Source organism: Phreatobacter sp. AB_2022a (assembly GCF_026847585.1).
Taxonomy (GTDB): domain Bacteria; phylum Pseudomonadota; class Alphaproteobacteria; order Rhizobiales; family Phreatobacteraceae; genus Phreatobacter.
This window is the reverse complement of record NZ_JAPSET010000034.1, coordinates 56,456-70,903: the sequence shown is the minus strand read 5'-3', so window position 1 is coordinate 70,903 and position 14,448 is coordinate 56,456. Positions and strand designations below refer to the sequence as shown.

Sequence of the window (14,448 nt, the reverse complement as noted above, 5' to 3'; positions counted from 1 at the left end):
GCGCGCCGCCGGGGTGCTGCGCGACCGCGCCGGACTGGAGGGCGCGATCGCCGACCTCGCGCCGCTCGCCACCGGCAACGGCCCAGCGGCCGATCCGGCGCTGGTCGGATTGACCATCGCGGTCGCGGCGCTCGCCCGCGAGGAAAGCCGCGGCGCTCACAGCCGCACGGATTTTCCCGATACGGCAGCCATCGCCCGGCGCAGCACCTGGACGCTCGACGCCGTTCTGGCGGCGGCCGCCCCCCTCTCTCCCGCATTGCGAAAGTTCGGCTGATGAGCCCGCTCCCTCTCTTTTTCTACGAGCCCCTGGTCCGGACCGCGCTCGCCGAGGACCTCGGCCGCGCCGGCGACATCACCAGCACGGCGGTGATCCCGGCCGAGCTCTCGGCGACGCTGACCTTGACGGCACGCCGGCCGGGCGTCGTCGCCGGGCTCGACGCCGCCACGCTCGCCTTTCGCCTCGTCGATCCCGCCATCACGCTGTCGGTCCAGCGCTCCGATGGCCAGGAGGTCGCCGAAGGCGCGGTCATCGCGACCGTCACCGGCCCGGCGCGCGGGCTGCTCAGCGCCGAGCGAACGGCGCTCAACCTGCTCGGACATCTGAGCGGGGTTGCCACCGCGACGGCGGGCGTCGTCAAGGCCGTCGCGGGCCATGCCTGCACCATCGTCTGCACGCGCAAGACGACGCCGGGGCTCAGGGCGCTCGAGAAATATGCGGTGCGGATGGGCGGCGGCGGCAACCACCGCTTCGGCCTCGACGACGCCGTGCTGATCAAGGACAACCATATCGCGCTCGCCGGCGGCATCCGCACGGCCATCGAGCGGGCGCGGGCCGGCGTCGGCCATCTCGTCAAGATCGAGGTGGAGGTCGATACCCTGGCCCAGCTCGAAGAGGTGCTGTCGTTCGGCGTCGATGCCGTTCTGCTCGACAATATGAGCACCGGCGACCTCGCTCATGCCGTCGCCATGGTCGGCGGCCGGGCGATCACCGAGGCGTCCGGGCGGATCACGCCGGAAATCGCACCGGCCGTTGCGGCGACCGGCGTCGATCTCATCTCGATCGGCTGGCTGACCCACAGCGCGCCGGTGCTCGATATCGGCCTCGACTACCGGGCCTGAACAGGCGGCAAGCCGCGTCAGCCGAGCGTCCGGCGCGGCGCGGTCTGCTGGAGATGGGCCACGCGTTCGCGCAGGCTCGTGAGATGCTCGCGCATCGCGGCCGCTGCCGCGTCGCCGTCGCCGGCCCGGATCGCCGCGAGGATCGCCCGGTGCTGGCGGTCCGAGGCCACCGTGTCGAGGGTCTGCCAGAGATGCAGGTACCAGGACCGCGTGGAACGCTCGTGCAGCACCCGGGCAAAGTCGCCCAGCACGTGGTTGCGCGAGGTCTCGCTGATCTTGACGTGAAAGGCTCGGTCGCATTCGACGAAGGCGTCGATCGCCCCGCCGCCGTGCTCGCCCTGCGCGTGGCGGTCGAGGATCGCCTGCAGCGCCGCGATATCGTCGGCCTCGGCCATCTCGGCAGCCTTGCGCGCGATCTCGGTCTCCACCACCAGGCGGGCGTCGAGGATCTCCAGGATCCGCCCGATCGAGTCCGGCTGGATGATCACGCCCTTGCGCGGGACGATATCGACGAGCCCTTCCACCTGGAGCCGCTGCAGCGCCTGATGCACCGGCGTGCGGCCGAGATGCAGGAGCTCGCAGATCGCCTGCTCGTTGAGATATTGGCCGGGCAGGAAATAGAGCGTGATGATCTTTTCCTTGATCGCCTGATAGGCCTGCTCGGTCAGCGAGCCGGCCGTCGCCTTGCGCTCCGCCGGGCCTCCGGCTCCTGCCGCGCTGGTCGGATGGGATGTCCTGGCCATGGTCCTCGTGACGGCTGCCTCATGCGTCCGCGGCCGGCCGCGAACGCTCGCCCGCGTTCTATCAGACCTTGTCCTCGCGGGTCGAGATTGGCCACGCCGCGACGCCGCGTGGTTCTTGACGTCCTGCCGGCATTTATCTTAGTCAATAATTATCTTTAAAAATAAGATATATTCAATCGTGAGAGGAGAGAACGATGCCTGTCCGCTCGCAGCCCGATCGCGCAGCCGACCGCACGGCGATCCTTGCCGTTCTCGACCGGATGACGGAGGCCTGGAACCGCAACGATGCCGAGGCCTATGCGGCGCTGTTCGCCGAAGACGTCGACTATGTCGCCTTCGACGGTACGCATCTCGCGGGGCGCGCGGCCAATGCCGCGTCACACGCCAAGCTGTTCGAAACCGTCCTGAAGGGCAGCCGGCTGGTCATGAACAAGGCCGACATCCGGTTCCTGACCGGCGATGTGGCGATCGTCCATTCGGTCGGCACGGTCATGTTCCCGTGGCAGCGCGAGCCGCCGGCCAGCCGGCGCTCGATCCAGACCCTCGTCTTCCAGCGCCGGACCGACGGCTGGACCATCGCTGCCTTCCACAATGCCCGGATCAAGCCGGTTCCGCAGCCGGACAGCTTGGCCTTCCGCCTCGCGGCACGGTTCATCCGCCTGAGGGCCGCGCTGTCGGCCCGCCTGGCAAGGCGGGCGCATCTGGTGCGTTGGTGAGGAGCGCCTGTCAGGCGGCCTGGTCGCAGCCGACCGCCTGGATCTTTTCCCAGACGCGGCCGGGCCCGGGGATGTCGAGATCGAAGACCGTCCGGAACGTCTCCGCGAGATGATCGGCGCTGGTGATGCGTCGTTCGTCGAAGCCCGCCGCCGTCACGTGGCGCAGGCAGTCGTTCTTCAGCGCGACGTAGCCGTCCGCGTTGTGCCGCAGGATCGCCAGCGCGTTCGTAAACGGCGAGCCGGGATCCTGCGTCAGCCAGCCGAGCGTCGTGGCTATGGCGGCCTCGTCGCTGTAGTCGGAGCGGAAATCGAAACTGTGCGCCAGGCCGTTTGCATGGTTCTTGAAGCGCAGCCAGCCGCCCTCCGTCGGCTGGATTGAAAAATCGAAGCCGCGCTGGCTGATCGGCCCGACCACAAGCGGCACCGGCTCGACGATGCCGTCTCCCAGGCCGACCTCGGCAAGGTAGGGCCGGTCGAGATCGACACGCAGGGTCAGATGGTTGCCGATGGCGATGTCGCCCATCATTTCGCGGTCGACGCCGCCGCACAGACGGGTCACGCAGAAACCGAGCCCGGCGAGCGCCGCACCGAACAGGCCGTTCATTTCGTAGCACCAGCCGCCGCGCCTGCCCTCCACCATCTTGGCGAAGGCGGCGGCCGGAGCGGTCGAAGACGGCCATCCCATGAAGGCGTCCAGCGCCTCCCAGGTGAAGGCCATGAGGTGGGCGCGGTGGAGCCTCGAGAGGCCGTCGACGTCGAGAGACACCGGCCGGCCGACGCCGATCCTTGCGAGATAGGCATCCAGTTCGCCTGATGTCAGGGCCATTCCATTGTCGCTGGAAGAGGCGTTTGTCATCTCTCGGTTTCCTTTCGATAGGCCTTTTCGCGGTTTCCGATGCCCTGTTTCAGCGGGCCTCTGCCGGATCGGCAGGGCCGAGCGCGGGACGCGCATCCCTGCCCGGTTGCGGGGCGAATGGGCACAAGTCTCCTCCGTTCGCCGGTTGCGAGAGCAGCGGCGCTGGACGGGTGAGAAGGGTTTGATGCAATGCCGATCGGTGGTCCCGCCGCGACCAGCGGGGCCAGCTACGCGGCGGACCGGGCTCCTTCGGACGACCTCTGTACGAAATCCTCGATTTCCGCGACGAGCCGTTCCGGCCCGGGACCTTCCTCCGCGATGGCGCGCCCAAGGGCCGATGCCCGCTCGGCAAAGCGTGGCTCGGACAGGACGCGCCGCACCGTCTCGCCGAGCATGTGCGGGGGAACCGAAGGATCGAGGCGCAGGCCGGCGCCGTGATAGTCCACCCGCGCCGCATTGTCGTTCTGGTCGCGTCCCATCGGGAGAACGACGAGGGGAACCCCGTGGATCAGCGACCGCATCACCGTGCCATGCCCGCCATGGGTGACGATGGCGCGAGCCTCGGCCAGAATGTCGTCATGCGCCGCATGGGGAAGAATGGTGACATTCGCCGGCGCCTGAAGGCGAAGCCCCTCGAGGGCCTTGCCGAGTGTGACGACCACCTCGACCGCCTCCCCGGCCAATCCGGATATCACCCGCTGGAGCACATCGGCCTGCCCCTGATTGGTGGTGCTGAACGACACCAGCACGAGCGGTCGCGTCCTGCCCGCCGACCGGTTCGTCCAGCGTTGGCGGGCCCAACTCGGCAATTCGAGCAGGGGACCGACATAGCGCACGTGATCAGGCAGGCGTTCGGCGGGAAAATCGAAGCTGCGGCTGGTGGCGAGGAGATGACGGCCGGCGCTCAAATGCTGTTCGCCGACATGGGCGAGCGGCGCGAGGCCGAAATGGGCGCGGGCGGCGTTGAGGCCAGGCAGGAAGCCATCCCACAATTGCTCGCCCATGGCCGCCGCCTCGGCGTCGCGCGCTCGCTCCGCCGCCGACCGGGCAGGCTGGAAACCCGGCCCGAACGGCGGATGTCCGGGCAGAGGCCAGAGCGAGATATTGCTTGCGAGCAGCGCCGTCGGAACCTTGGCGATTTCGCCGGCAAGCATGCTGCCGAACAGGAGATCCGAGCCGAGCAGGACATCGGACGGCTCGGCTGCCAGTGCTTCGAGAATGTCCTCGGCATAGGCTTGCGCCGGCCCGACGATGATCCTCTCGCAGCCTCTCAGGAATGCGGCCAGGGGATCGGCGATTTCCCAGTCACGGATGAAGCAGCTTTCGCATGAACGATCCCGGCGATTGGGGGCGCGCTTCCACGGCAGAAAGCGCGCCCCCGCGGCGATCGCTTCCGTTCGCATCGTATCGTCGGCAACCAGGCGCACGTCATGGCCCCTGTCGGCGAGCGCGCGCACGCCCGCGAGCGTCGGCGGCACGTTGCCGCCGCCCTCCCAGCTGACCGCCAGGATGCGCAGATGCCGGCCCGCATCCGTCATCCTCGTCATGGCCGCGGCCCCTTCTCGATGGAGACCGGATCGGTTGCCGCATCTTCGCGCAGCAGCCTCTCGATCATCTCAGTCATGAGCCGATGCGTCTCCGTCGCCGAATGTCCCTGCGCCCGGCGCAGCAGATGCCAGATCCAGACGTCGGTCTGGACCAGCAACTGCGCGAGCCGATCCTCGCGCGCCCGGTCGTCGAGCCTGTCGAGCCAAGCCCTGAACATGTCGCCGATCCAGGCGCGATGACCTTCGCGACCGCGATCGAGGACGGCGGCGAACTCGGGAAAGCGCGCTTCCTGTCCCAGCGTTCGGACGATGATGTCGCCGGTGCGTTCGTAGTCATCCATCAGCAGCGCGACGATATCGGCAACGCTCCGGACCGGCCTGCTCCAGCGCTGGGCCCGGATCGCGACATCCATCCGGGCCGCCATGGCGCTGAGCACGCCGGTCTTGCCGCCGAAGCGCCGTATCACGGTCTGGCGGGTCGTACCCGCGGTCGCGGCGATGTCGTCGAGGGTGATTTCGTCAAACCAGCGTTCGGCGAGGAGCGCCAGCAAGGCGTCGACGATCTGCTGCTCGGTATCCTGGACCGCGTTGGCGCGCGCCGACTGGCGATAGGCTCGCGGAGACATGGAGTCTTGCCCTCAATTTCGTGTTACACAATGTCACTCTAAATTGAGGGCATGTCAACCGGATCGGCGCCGCGCGGAGCTGCGACCTGGAGCGTATCCGGCTGGCTCAGGAAGAGCTGGCTCATGCACCCGACGCGGTCTGTCATCCGCCGAAGCCACCGCGTCCCTCGCGCCGAAGGCGCGGACCGCGGCGATCATGTCCGGGCAGCGCGACGATGCGCCTCGCCAACGAGACGCCCGCTTCAACGAGAGGCTGGGAACGCTTGCGTCGGTGCGCCTGCCGCGTCAGCCAGCGCCGCGCAGGACGGGATCAGAAATGCTCGAACCTGCCGCTGCCGAGGTCCAGCGCCTTGCCGTCCGCAGCGCGGAGGACGACGGCGTTCCCGGGCGTCACCCTGCCGACCACCGTCACCGGCACGCCGGCCGCGCGGGCGGCCGCCTCGAACGGCGGCAGGGCCTTCGAGGGGATGGTCGCGAGGATCTCATAGTCGTCGCCGCCGGTGAGGACCCTGCCGATCAGGTCCGGTTCCGAAGCGAGCGCAGCGCGCGCGGCCGGCGACAGCGGCACGGCCGCCACGTCGATCTCGGCACCGGCGCCGGACGCCGCGGCGAGCTTGGCGAGGTCGCCGGCAAAACCGTCGGAAATATCCATGGCCGCGGAAGCATGGGCGGAGACGGCCTCGGCCAGGGCCGAACGCGGCTCGGGCCGCAGATAGCGCAGGCACAGCGCCGCGCGCTGGTCCTCGTCGAGCGCTGCAAGCCAGCCCGGCACGCCCGCCGGCGCGCGCTCGGCGCCGCGCGCGACAAGCCCGAGGGCGCCGTCGCCGATCGTGCCGGTGACCACCACGACGTCGCCCGGCCAGGCGCCGTCGCGGCGCACCGTGCGCTTCGCCCGGCCGAAAGCGGTGATCGACAGGGTCAGCGGCCCCGGCACCTTGACCGTGTCGCCGCCGAACAGCGGACAGCCGAACTGATCGATGTCGGCGCCGAGGCCGGCGGCGAAGCTTTCCAGGAACGCCTCGGTCCAGTCCGGCGGCAGGCCGAGCCCGATCAGGAAGCCGACGGGCACCGCGCCCTTGGCTGCGAGGTCCGACAGATTGACCCGCAGGGCCTTGCGGGCGACGAGATCGGGCGGGTCGTCGGGAAAGAAATGGACGCCGGCAACCAGCATGTCCTTGGTGACCACCAGCTCGCCCGGGCCCGCCGGCAGCACGGCGGCGTCGTCGGTGAGCTCGGCCGCTCCCGGCTCGGTCGCGAGCGGCGCGAAAAACCGGGAGATCAGTGCGTCTTCGGACGGCCGGCTCATGACGACGTCCTCACCCGCATCGGACATGCTCCTGTTCGCGGCGGCCCAGGTTCAGGGCTTCGGTGCCTCGCCCATTTCGGCAGGCCTTGCCCGCTTGGCAATGCGGTCGAGCACCGCATTGACCATGCCGACCTCCTCACGGTCGACGAAGGCGTCGGCGACATCGACATATTCAGTGATGATCACCCGCGCCGGAATGTCCGGGCGCTCGAACAGCTCGTAGCAGCCGGCGCGCAGCACGGCGCGCAGCACGGCTTCGATGCGCTTCAGCGGCCAGTCGGTATCGAGGATCATGTTGATCGCGACGTCGACGCGCTGCTGCTCGCGCATCACGCCCTGGATGATGTCGCGGAAGAACTGGTGATCGGCCGGCAGATAGGTCTCGCCCTCCACCTCCTGGCCCATCCAGAAGACCTGGAAGGCGCCGATCACCTCGTTGATGTCGGTATGGGCGACATCCATCTGGTAGAGCGCCTGCACCGCCGCGAGCCGCGCCGTGCCGCGCTTGTTGGCCTGTTTCAGGGGAGCGGCCATCAGCGCGTCTCCGCCTTGCGTTTCAGGCGGATCATGGCGAGGCAGGCCTCGGCCGCGCCGCCGCCCTTGTCCATTTCCGAGCGGCGGGCCCGCGCCCAGGCCTGGGCGTCGTTCTCGACGGTGAGGATGCCGTTGCCGAGCGGCAGCTTGCGGGCCACGGCCAGATCCATCAGAGCGCGCGAGCTCTCGATCGAGACGATCTCGTAATGGGTGGTCTCGCCGCGGATCACCGTGCCGAGCGCCACCGCGCCGTCGAACGGCTCGCCCCGCGCGGCCGCGCCGTCGACCAGCATGGCGATGGCGGCCGGGATCTCCAGCGCGCCGGGAACGGTATGGACCTCGCAGGTCGCGCCCGCCGCCTCGATCTTCGCCTTCGCGCCGTCGAGCAGCGCATCGGCGAGATCGTCGTAGAAACGGGCCTCGACGATCAGCACCCGGGCGGGGGTCTTGATCACCTCGGCAGGTGCGGAACGTGGGGCGGCCATGGCGGATCCTTTGAAACGGAGCGGCTTAGTAGCCCTCGGCCTTCGCCTCCGCAAGGCGTGCCGAGTAGCGGGCCATCATGTCCACTTCGAGATTGACCCGGTCGCCGACCTTGGCCTCGCCCCAGGTCGTCACCGCGAGGGTGTGGGGAATAAGCGTCACGGTGAAGGTGTCGTCCTTCACGCCATTGACGGTGAGCGAGGTGCCGTCGAGCCCGACCGAGCCCTTCTCGGCAATGAACTTGGCGAGCTCGCGCGGCGCGCGGAAGACCAGCGAGGCCGTGCCGTCCTTGTCGTCGCGCCCGATGATCTCGGCGACGCCGTCGACATGGCCGGTGACGATATGGCCGCCGAGCTCGTCGCCGATGCGCAGCGCGCGCTCGAGGTTGACCTTGCGGCCCTCCTCCCAGCTGCCGATCGTCGTGCGCGCCAGCGTCTCCGCCGAAGCGTCGACAGTAATGACCGTGTGGTTGGAGCCCTCCTTCAGCGAGGTCACCGTCAGGCAGACGCCCATATGGCAGATGGAGGCACCGAGCGGGATCGTATCGGCCGGATAGGCGCAGGCCACGGTCAGATGGCGGGCCGTGCCCTCGTCCTTGACGGCGAGGATTTCGCCGATGTCGGTAATGATGCCGGTGAACATGGCGGCTCCTAGCGATAGATCTCAATCATGTCTGGCCCGGACGGCAGCGCCTGCGCAAGGCGGAAACGGCCGGGCAAGGGGCGGTCGAAGGCGGCGAGGCCGGCGCCGAGCGCGACGGGCGAGCGGACAAGGACGATCTCATCGGCGAGATCGGCACCGATCAGCGCTTTGGCAAGGGTCGGACCGGTTTCGGCAAGCACGCGGGTGATGCCGCGGGTGGCGACGAGGCGGAGCGCCTCGCTGAGATCGAGATCGCCGTTCGGCGTGCGGCCGACGCGCATGACCTCGGCTCCGGCCGAGCGCAGCCAGCGCTCCGCTTCGGGGGCGGCGTCGACAGCGCCGATGATCCAGGTGGGGACCTGCCGGGCGGTCGCGACCAGCCGCGCATCGACCGGCGTGCGCAGGCGCGGGTCGAGCACGATGCGGATCGGCGAACGGTCCGCCATGCCCGGCAGGCGGCAGGTGAGCATGGGATCGTCGGCCAGCACCGTGCCGATGCCGACCATGATGGCGTCGGCCATGGCCCGCATCAGATGCACCTCGCAACTGGCGCGCGGACCGGAGATCTGCACCGGCCGGCCGCCCTCGCCCGCCACCAGGCCGTCGGCGCTCAGCGCCATCTTGAGCTGCACCAGCGGCCGGCCGAGCCGGACGCGGTTGAAATGGCCGCGATGGTCGAGCGCGGCCTCGGCCGCGCCGAGCCCGGTCTCGACCGCGATGCCATAGGCCTTCAGCATGGTGAAGCCGCGGCCGTGGACCCGGGGATCGGGATCGCCGATGGCGCAGACGACCCTGACGATGCCGGCACGCGCGAGCGCATCCGAGCAGGGGGCGGTGCGGCCGTAGTGCGAGCAGGGTTCGAGCGTCACATAGGCGGTCGCGCCGCGCGCCGCGGCCCCGGCATGGGCGATGGCGGTCGTCTCGCCATGCGGCCGGCCGCCGGGCTGCGTCACGCCGCGCCCGACGACGATGCCGTCCTTGACCAGCACGCAGCCGACCGCCGGATTGGGAAAAGTCAGGCCTAGGCCGCGCCGGCCGAGCCTCAGCGCATGATCCATGAAGACATGGTCAGCTTCGGAAAACGGCGCAGATGCGGTCGGTTCAGTCATGACGGGCCATTCCCGGCGGATCGTCGCTCCCGGTGGCGCTTCCGTTTGCCCCGCCCGGGCCAGGGCTCGCTATCAAACCGCAGCGCGGGACGGACACGCGACACCAGCCATGTTCGAGGTCAGGAGCGCTTCGGCACGGTGGCCGGCTCCTCGTCCTCGGCCATTTCGCCGATCAGCTGCTCGAAATCCTTCGGCTCGCGGAAATTGCGATAGACCGAAGCGAAGCGGACATAGGCGACATCGTCGAGCGCCTTGAGCGCCTCCATGACGATGCGGCCAATATTTTCGGCCGGGATCTCGCTCTCTCCCGAGGCTTCGAGCTGGCGGACGATGCCGGAGACCAGCCGCTCGACCCGCTCGGGATCGACCGGGCGCTTGCGCAGCGCGATCTGGATCGAGCGCATCAGCTTGTCGCGGTCGAAAGGCACCCGCCGGTTGTTGCGCTTGACCACGGTGAGCTCGCGCAGCTGCACGCGCTCGAAGGTGGTGAAGCGGCCGTTGCATTCCGTGCAGACGCGCCGGCGGCGGATGGCCGAGCCATCCTCCGTCGGACGGGAGTCCTTCACCTGTGTGTCGGCGAAACCGCAGAAGGGACAGCGCACGGCCTGCCCCGCCGGTCAGGAATAGATCGGGAAGCGCGCGGTGAGTTCCTTCACCTTCGCGCGCACCTCGGCCTCGACCGTGGCATTGCCCTCCTCGGAATTGGCCTTGGACAAGCCACCGAGACATTCGGCGATCAGTTCGCCGATCCGCTTGAACTCGGCGACGCCGAAGCCGCGGGTCGTGCCCGCCGGCGTGCCCAGGCGGATGCCCGAGGTGACGAAGGGCTTCTGCGGATCGAAGGGAATGCCGTTCTTGTTGCAGGTGATGTAGGCGCGGCCGAGGGAAGCCTCGGAGGTCTTGCCGGTGAGGTTCTTCGGCCGGAGGTCGACCAGCATGAGATGGTTGTCGGTGCCGCCGGAGACGATGTCGAAGCCACTCGACTTGAGCGTCTCGGCGAGCGCCTTGGCATTGGCCACCACCTGATGGGCATAGGCCTTGAATTCCGGCCGCAGCGCCTCGCCGAAGGCCACCGCCTTGGCCGCGATGACATGCATCAGCGGGCCGCCCTGCAGGCCCGGGAACACCGCCGAATTCAGCTTCTTGGCGAGGTCCTCGTCATTGGTCAGGATCATGCCGCCGCGCGGGCCGCGCAGCGACTTGTGCGTGGTGGTGGTGGCGACATGGGCGTGCGGGAACGGCGAGGGATGCACGCCGCCCGCCACCAGCCCGGCGAAATGGGCCATGTCGACCATCAGATAGGCGCCGACCGCATCGGCGATCTGCCGGAAGCGGGCGAAGTCCCAGACCCGCGAATAGGCCGTGCCGCCGGCCATGATCAGCTTCGGCTTCGTCTCGTGGGCGATGCGCTCGACCTCGTCCATGTCGATCAGGTGGTCGTCGCGGCGCACCCCATAGGGCACCACCTTGAACCACTTGCCGGACATGTTGACCGGCGAGCCATGGGTGAGATGGCCGCCGGCATTCAGGTCGAGGCCCATGAAGGTGTCGCCCGGCTGCAGCAGCGCCAGGAACACGGCCTGGTTCATCTGGCTGCCGGAATTCGGCTGGACATTGGCGAAGCGGCAGCCGAACAGGCGGGTGGCGCGCTCGATCGCCAGCGTCTCGACGATGTCGACATACTGGCAGCCGCCATAATAGCGCTTGCCCGGATAGCCCTCGGCATATTTGTTGGTGAGCACCGTGCCCTGGGCCTCGAGCACCGCCTTGGACACGATGTTCTCGGAGGCGATCAGCTCGATCTCCTCCTGCTGGCGACCGAACTCCTTCTCCACCGCATCGAAGATGGCCGGGTCGGCTTCGGCGAGCGAAGCCGAGAAGAAGCCGTCGAACGGCTGGTTGGACCTGGAGGTCGAGGCGGACATCCGGCAGTCTCCGTCGGGGCGCGGTCCATCCGTTCCGGATGGCGCTGGCGCGGGTTTGGTGGACTGCCCTGCCGGTAGCACGGAAGCCCCCGTGAGTCCAAGCCGCGCGATGCCATTCCGAACGGCGGATCCGCCCGGATCCGTTGGCAAGCGAAGCGCCCCCGCCCGTCCGGCCACGCCCGGCGATGTCCGCCCTGGCCGGCCGGTCCTCGGCCCGCTCCTGCGCCATCAGGCGGAGCCGCCGGCTTGAACCGCCCGGTCCGCGCGACAGCGTCCGGCGGCATGGCGTGAACTTGTCGTGCGGCGACGCGGGCCGCGGGCGAGACGATGGCTGAAAGCGCGCTCGGTTTCAGGAGAGGATCGCGCGGCGTCAAGCCGCCAAGTTCGCGGCGCGCCGGTCCGAGCTCGCCGACGCGGCCATCGAAACCCTGCCGAACGCGGCCATGCCCGCACCAGCCTGCGCGAGACCGCCCAGAACTCGGCCTTCTCCCACGGCGCCCCGCACTATTGTTTCGCCGACAAGACCGATCTCATCACCTTCTGCGTCAGCCGCGACAAGACGCAGTGCGCCCGGCGCCACGATGAGATCATGGCGTCGGCGGCAACGCCCGAGGTGTTGGTCCGCGGCTACATGGCGGCGCTCGCCGAGACGCTGCTTGCGGACGAGGCGATGCACCGGCTCTGGTACGACATTGGCGGCCCGTCGATGTTCGAGGCTCAGTTCCGCGCCGATGTCGACGACATCGACGGGGGCCTGGAACACACGACGGGGCGGATCATGACGCGTTACGCGCCCTCTCCGGCCGCCGCCGCCTGTCGCGCGCCGCGGTCCATGCCGCTTTCGACGGCCTGTTCCGGCACGGCCTGATGCGGCATCTGGCCGGCGGCACGACCGCGACCGACGACCTCCTCGCCGAGGCCGGCTCGGCTGATGCCGCGCCTCGTCACCGGCCGAGGTCCGCGCGCGCACTGGTGAGGTTTCGAGTCAGGCCGCCTGGGCAAAGGCCTGATTTCGATCAGGATTTGGCTTCGGCCCGGCGATCCGGATCAGCGCGCGCCCTGCGCGAGGCGCCAGCTCAGCTTGCGCAGGGCAAGTTGCTCGAGCATCGCCCGCGCCGTGCCCGCCGGCGCCATCACCACCACTTCCGTACCAGTCTCGCCGCAGACCGCGGCCACCCGGACGGCATGGCCGATCGGGGTGAACTCGAAATAGACATCGCGCGGCATCGATTCGACCATGGCGGCAGTGTGCCATGTCCTCGGGTCAAACGAGAAAAGGCCCGGCATGGCGGCCGGGCCTTGTCCGATGAGCCGGGATGGCGGCGTGTCAGCGTTGGGCCTGCTGGCCCAGAGCCACCTGATCGCCCGCGCCGTCGCGCGCATAGATGTCGTTGCGGAACTGCACCATGCCGTCCGGATCGGCCCAGGCGGTGACATAGACCCAGTAGACCGGCACCGGCTGCACCGGGCGGGCGTCGACCCGGTCGACCGTGCGGAAGACACGATCGATTTCCGAACGGGTCCAGGGCGTGCCCTGCAGGATCCAGGCGATCAGCTCGCGAACGTTCTGGATGCGTGCGCAGCCCGAGGAGTGGAAGCGCTGATCCTCGCCGAACAGGCCCTTGGAGGGCGTGTCGTGCATATAGACCGCGTGCTGGTTCGGGATGTTGATGCGCACATTGCCCATCGAGTTGCCCTCGAAGGGATCCTGGCGGAACCGGTAGTTCAGCGCGTCCATCGAGTTCCAGTTGATCGAGGTCGGCGGAACCTCCTGGCCCTGGCTGTTGAAGATGCGGATGCGCTGGTTGGTCAGGTAATCCGGCTCGGCCTGCATCTTCGGGATCAGGTCCTTGCGGATGATCGAGGCGGGCACGGTCCAGTAGGGATTGAAGTTGATGTCGGCGACGCGGGTCGAGATGACCGGCGACTGCCGGTCGGCCTTGCCGACCACGGCGACGTGGCGCGAGACGACCTGACCGTTCTCCACCGCCTCGGCCTGGGCGGCCGGGATGTTGAGCACGATGTAGCGGTTGCCGAGGAAACCCGAATAGGCGCGCACGCGGACCAGATTGGTCTCGAGCTGGCGCAGGCGCACCGCGGCCGGGACGTTGAGCGCGGCGAAGGTCGAATCGCGCACCTGGCCGTCGGGCGAGATGCCGTGGCGGTTCTGGAACCGCTTGACCGCCGTGTCGACATAGCTGTCGAAGACATCGGAGCGGCCCGCGCTGGGATCGAGGTCGCCGGTCGCCATCAGGCGGTCGCGCAGCAGCACGACGGCCGGCCGGCGCGCGCCGATGCGCAGGCGCTCGCCGGAGGGGACCGGACGCCAGCCGCCCTGGGCGACGATGTTCTGATACTGGGCGATCGCCTGCTCCAGGCCCTGCACCGTATGCGGCCCGAGGACGGGGAAGGTGTTGCGGGTGGCGCGGCTGCGCGACCCCGCGTCGAAGCTGTCGCCCCATTCGGCCGTCGCCGCCCCGCCGCGCACGCCCTGGGCGAGCGCCGAGGCGCTGCCGGCGGCGAGCGCGCATGCCGAAGCCACGGAGCCCAGCACCGCGCGGCGGCTGAGCGTCAGGGATCCGGTGGATGAGATCTGTTTTCTCGACACAAGGACTCTCCGGCTCATCGGCGAGGGCCGAGCCCTCCACCGTCAGCATGGACTGAACACCATTATCGTTAAGGAAAACGATATGACGACCTTGGAGGAGCTAGTAGTGCAAGCATTGTGACCAACTCAAGGCGATCGGCACAATCCTGCCCCGCGCGCCCGCAGGAAGCCACATTACTGTCGCCGCCGCATCACTCGCGGCGCCGTGCCGGCCCAAAACTTAGCCCTTGCGCT

16 protein-coding genes and 1 pseudogene are annotated in these 14,448 nt (G+C 68.9%); 4 read left to right on the top strand and 13 right to left on the bottom strand.

Annotated elements, in window-relative coordinates; all coding sequences use genetic code 11:
* A pseudogene (locus OZ671_RS22320) lies at positions 1 to 274 on the top strand (L-aspartate oxidase); the annotation flags it as partial.
* Complete coding sequence (gene nadC, locus OZ671_RS22315; protein WP_268862759.1) at positions 274 to 1,119, top strand: carboxylating nicotinate-nucleotide diphosphorylase; 846 nt, start codon at positions 274 to 276, stop codon at positions 1,117 to 1,119. The pseudogene OZ671_RS22320 and the gene nadC, both read left to right, overlap by 1 nt.
* Before the next feature lie 17 nt (positions 1,120 to 1,136).
* Here nadC and OZ671_RS22310 read toward each other — a convergent pair whose 3' ends face one another.
* Positions 1,137 to 1,862: a GntR family transcriptional regulator gene (locus OZ671_RS22310; protein ID WP_268862758.1), complete on the bottom strand. Its 726-nt coding sequence runs from the start codon at positions 1,860 to 1,862 to the stop codon at positions 1,137 to 1,139.
* A 194-nt stretch (positions 1,863 to 2,056) separates the two neighbouring features.
* Here OZ671_RS22310 and OZ671_RS22305 point away from each other — a divergent pair, with 194 nt between their 5' ends.
* A complete protein-coding gene (locus OZ671_RS22305; protein ID WP_268862757.1) occupies positions 2,057 to 2,578 on the top strand; it encodes an SgcJ/EcaC family oxidoreductase in 522 nt (173 codons plus the stop codon).
* 10 nt (positions 2,579 to 2,588) lie between these two features.
* Here OZ671_RS22305 and OZ671_RS22300 read toward each other — a convergent pair whose 3' ends face one another.
* From OZ671_RS22300 to glyA, 10 genes are all read right to left on the bottom strand, one after another.
* Positions 2,589 to 3,434, bottom strand: a complete 846-nt coding sequence (locus tag OZ671_RS22300) for an arylamine N-acetyltransferase family protein (protein WP_268862756.1) — start codon at positions 3,432 to 3,434, stop codon at positions 2,589 to 2,591.
* A 227-nt stretch (positions 3,435 to 3,661) separates the two neighbouring features.
* A complete protein-coding gene (locus tag OZ671_RS22295; RefSeq protein ID WP_268862755.1) occupies positions 3,662 to 4,981 on the bottom strand; it encodes a nucleotide disphospho-sugar-binding domain-containing protein in 1,320 nt (439 codons plus the stop codon).
* Complete coding sequence (locus OZ671_RS22290) at positions 4,978 to 5,532, bottom strand: TetR/AcrR family transcriptional regulator (protein WP_268862754.1); 555 nt, start codon at positions 5,530 to 5,532, stop codon at positions 4,978 to 4,980. The genes OZ671_RS22295 and OZ671_RS22290 overlap by 4 nt, the downstream gene beginning before the upstream one ends.
* Before the next feature lie 385 nt (positions 5,533 to 5,917).
* Entirely contained in the window at positions 5,918 to 6,940 is a 1,023-nt protein-coding gene (gene thiL / locus OZ671_RS22285) for a thiamine-phosphate kinase (RefSeq protein ID WP_268862753.1), read from the bottom strand.
* A gap of 24 nt (positions 6,941 to 6,964) precedes the next feature.
* Positions 6,965 to 7,447 carry a transcription antitermination factor NusB gene (nusB, locus tag OZ671_RS22280; RefSeq protein ID WP_268862752.1) on the bottom strand — a complete coding sequence of 161 codons (483 nt, stop codon included), beginning with the start codon at positions 7,445 to 7,447 and terminating at the stop codon, positions 6,965 to 6,967.
* Positions 7,447 to 7,932, bottom strand: a complete 486-nt coding sequence (gene ribH / locus OZ671_RS22275; RefSeq protein WP_038311603.1) for a 6,7-dimethyl-8-ribityllumazine synthase — start codon at positions 7,930 to 7,932, stop codon at positions 7,447 to 7,449. Before ribH ends, nusB begins: the two co-directional genes overlap by 1 nt.
* 25 nt (positions 7,933 to 7,957) lie before the next feature.
* A complete protein-coding gene (locus tag OZ671_RS22270) occupies positions 7,958 to 8,572 on the bottom strand; it encodes a riboflavin synthase (protein ID WP_268862751.1) in 615 nt (204 codons plus the stop codon).
* Positions 8,573 to 8,580: 8 nt separating this feature from the next.
* Entirely contained in the window at positions 8,581 to 9,681 is a 1,101-nt protein-coding gene (gene ribD / locus OZ671_RS22265; protein ID WP_268862750.1) for a bifunctional diaminohydroxyphosphoribosylaminopyrimidine deaminase/5-amino-6-(5-phosphoribosylamino)uracil reductase RibD, read from the bottom strand.
* A gap of 119 nt (positions 9,682 to 9,800) precedes the next feature.
* Positions 9,801 to 10,283 (bottom strand): transcriptional regulator NrdR, encoded by a 483-nt coding sequence (gene nrdR / locus OZ671_RS22260; protein WP_268862749.1) that lies wholly within the window; start codon positions 10,281 to 10,283, stop codon positions 9,801 to 9,803.
* Between the two features lie 15 nt (positions 10,284 to 10,298).
* Positions 10,299 to 11,606, bottom strand: coding sequence for a serine hydroxymethyltransferase (glyA, locus tag OZ671_RS22255; protein ID WP_038311599.1), 1,308 nt, complete (start codon positions 11,604 to 11,606; stop codon positions 10,299 to 10,301).
* A 589-nt stretch (positions 11,607 to 12,195) separates the two neighbouring features.
* Between glyA and OZ671_RS22250 the strand changes: the two genes are divergently transcribed.
* On the top strand, positions 12,196 to 12,474 hold the full coding sequence (locus OZ671_RS22250; RefSeq protein WP_268862748.1) for a hypothetical protein: 279 nt from the start codon (positions 12,196 to 12,198) through the stop codon (positions 12,472 to 12,474).
* A gap of 179 nt (positions 12,475 to 12,653) precedes the next feature.
* Here the strand turns inward: OZ671_RS22250 and OZ671_RS22245 are convergent, their stop codons facing one another.
* Entirely contained in the window at positions 12,654 to 12,845 is a 192-nt protein-coding gene (locus OZ671_RS22245; protein ID WP_268862747.1) for a DUF6898 family protein, read from the bottom strand.
* Positions 12,846 to 12,933: 88 nt separating this feature from the next.
* A complete protein-coding gene (locus tag OZ671_RS22240) occupies positions 12,934 to 14,214 on the bottom strand; it encodes a L,D-transpeptidase family protein (protein ID WP_268862746.1) in 1,281 nt (426 codons plus the stop codon).
* Positions 14,215 to 14,448: the final 234 nt, after the last annotated feature.

Bases quoted from the DNA above. Each gene is read 5' to 3' on its own strand.
- nadC (WP_268862759.1), top strand. From the start codon at position 274: ATGAGCCCGCTCCCTCTCTTTTTCTACGAGCCCCTGGTCCGGACCGCG.
- nusB (WP_268862752.1), bottom strand. From the start codon at position 7,447: ATGGCCGCTCCCCTGAAACAGGCCAACAAGCGCGGCACGGCGCGGCTC.
- ribH (WP_038311603.1), bottom strand. From the start codon at position 7,932: ATGGCCGCCCCACGTTCCGCACCTGCCGAGGTGATCAAGACCCCCGCC.
- ribD (WP_268862750.1), bottom strand. From the start codon at position 9,681: ATGACTGAACCGACCGCATCTGCGCCGTTTTCCGAAGCTGACCATGTC.
- OZ671_RS22300 (WP_268862756.1), bottom strand. From the start codon at position 3,434: ATGACAAACGCCTCTTCCAGCGACAATGGAATGGCCCTGACATCAGGC.
- OZ671_RS22295 (WP_268862755.1), bottom strand. From the start codon at position 4,981: ATGACGAGGATGACGGATGCGGGCCGGCATCTGCGCATCCTGGCGGTC.
- OZ671_RS22250 (WP_268862748.1), top strand. From the start codon at position 12,196: ATGGCGTCGGCGGCAACGCCCGAGGTGTTGGTCCGCGGCTACATGGCG.
- OZ671_RS22305 (WP_268862757.1), top strand. From the start codon at position 2,057: ATGCCTGTCCGCTCGCAGCCCGATCGCGCAGCCGACCGCACGGCGATC.
- glyA (WP_038311599.1), bottom strand. From the start codon at position 11,606: ATGTCCGCCTCGACCTCCAGGTCCAACCAGCCGTTCGACGGCTTCTTC.
- OZ671_RS22245 (WP_268862747.1), bottom strand. From the start codon at position 12,845: ATGGTCGAATCGATGCCGCGCGATGTCTATTTCGAGTTCACCCCGATC.
- OZ671_RS22310 (WP_268862758.1), bottom strand. From the start codon at position 1,862: ATGGCCAGGACATCCCATCCGACCAGCGCGGCAGGAGCCGGAGGCCCG.
- thiL (WP_268862753.1), bottom strand. From the start codon at position 6,940: ATGTCCGATGCGGGTGAGGACGTCGTCATGAGCCGGCCGTCCGAAGAC.
- OZ671_RS22270 (WP_268862751.1), bottom strand. From the start codon at position 8,572: ATGTTCACCGGCATCATTACCGACATCGGCGAAATCCTCGCCGTCAAG.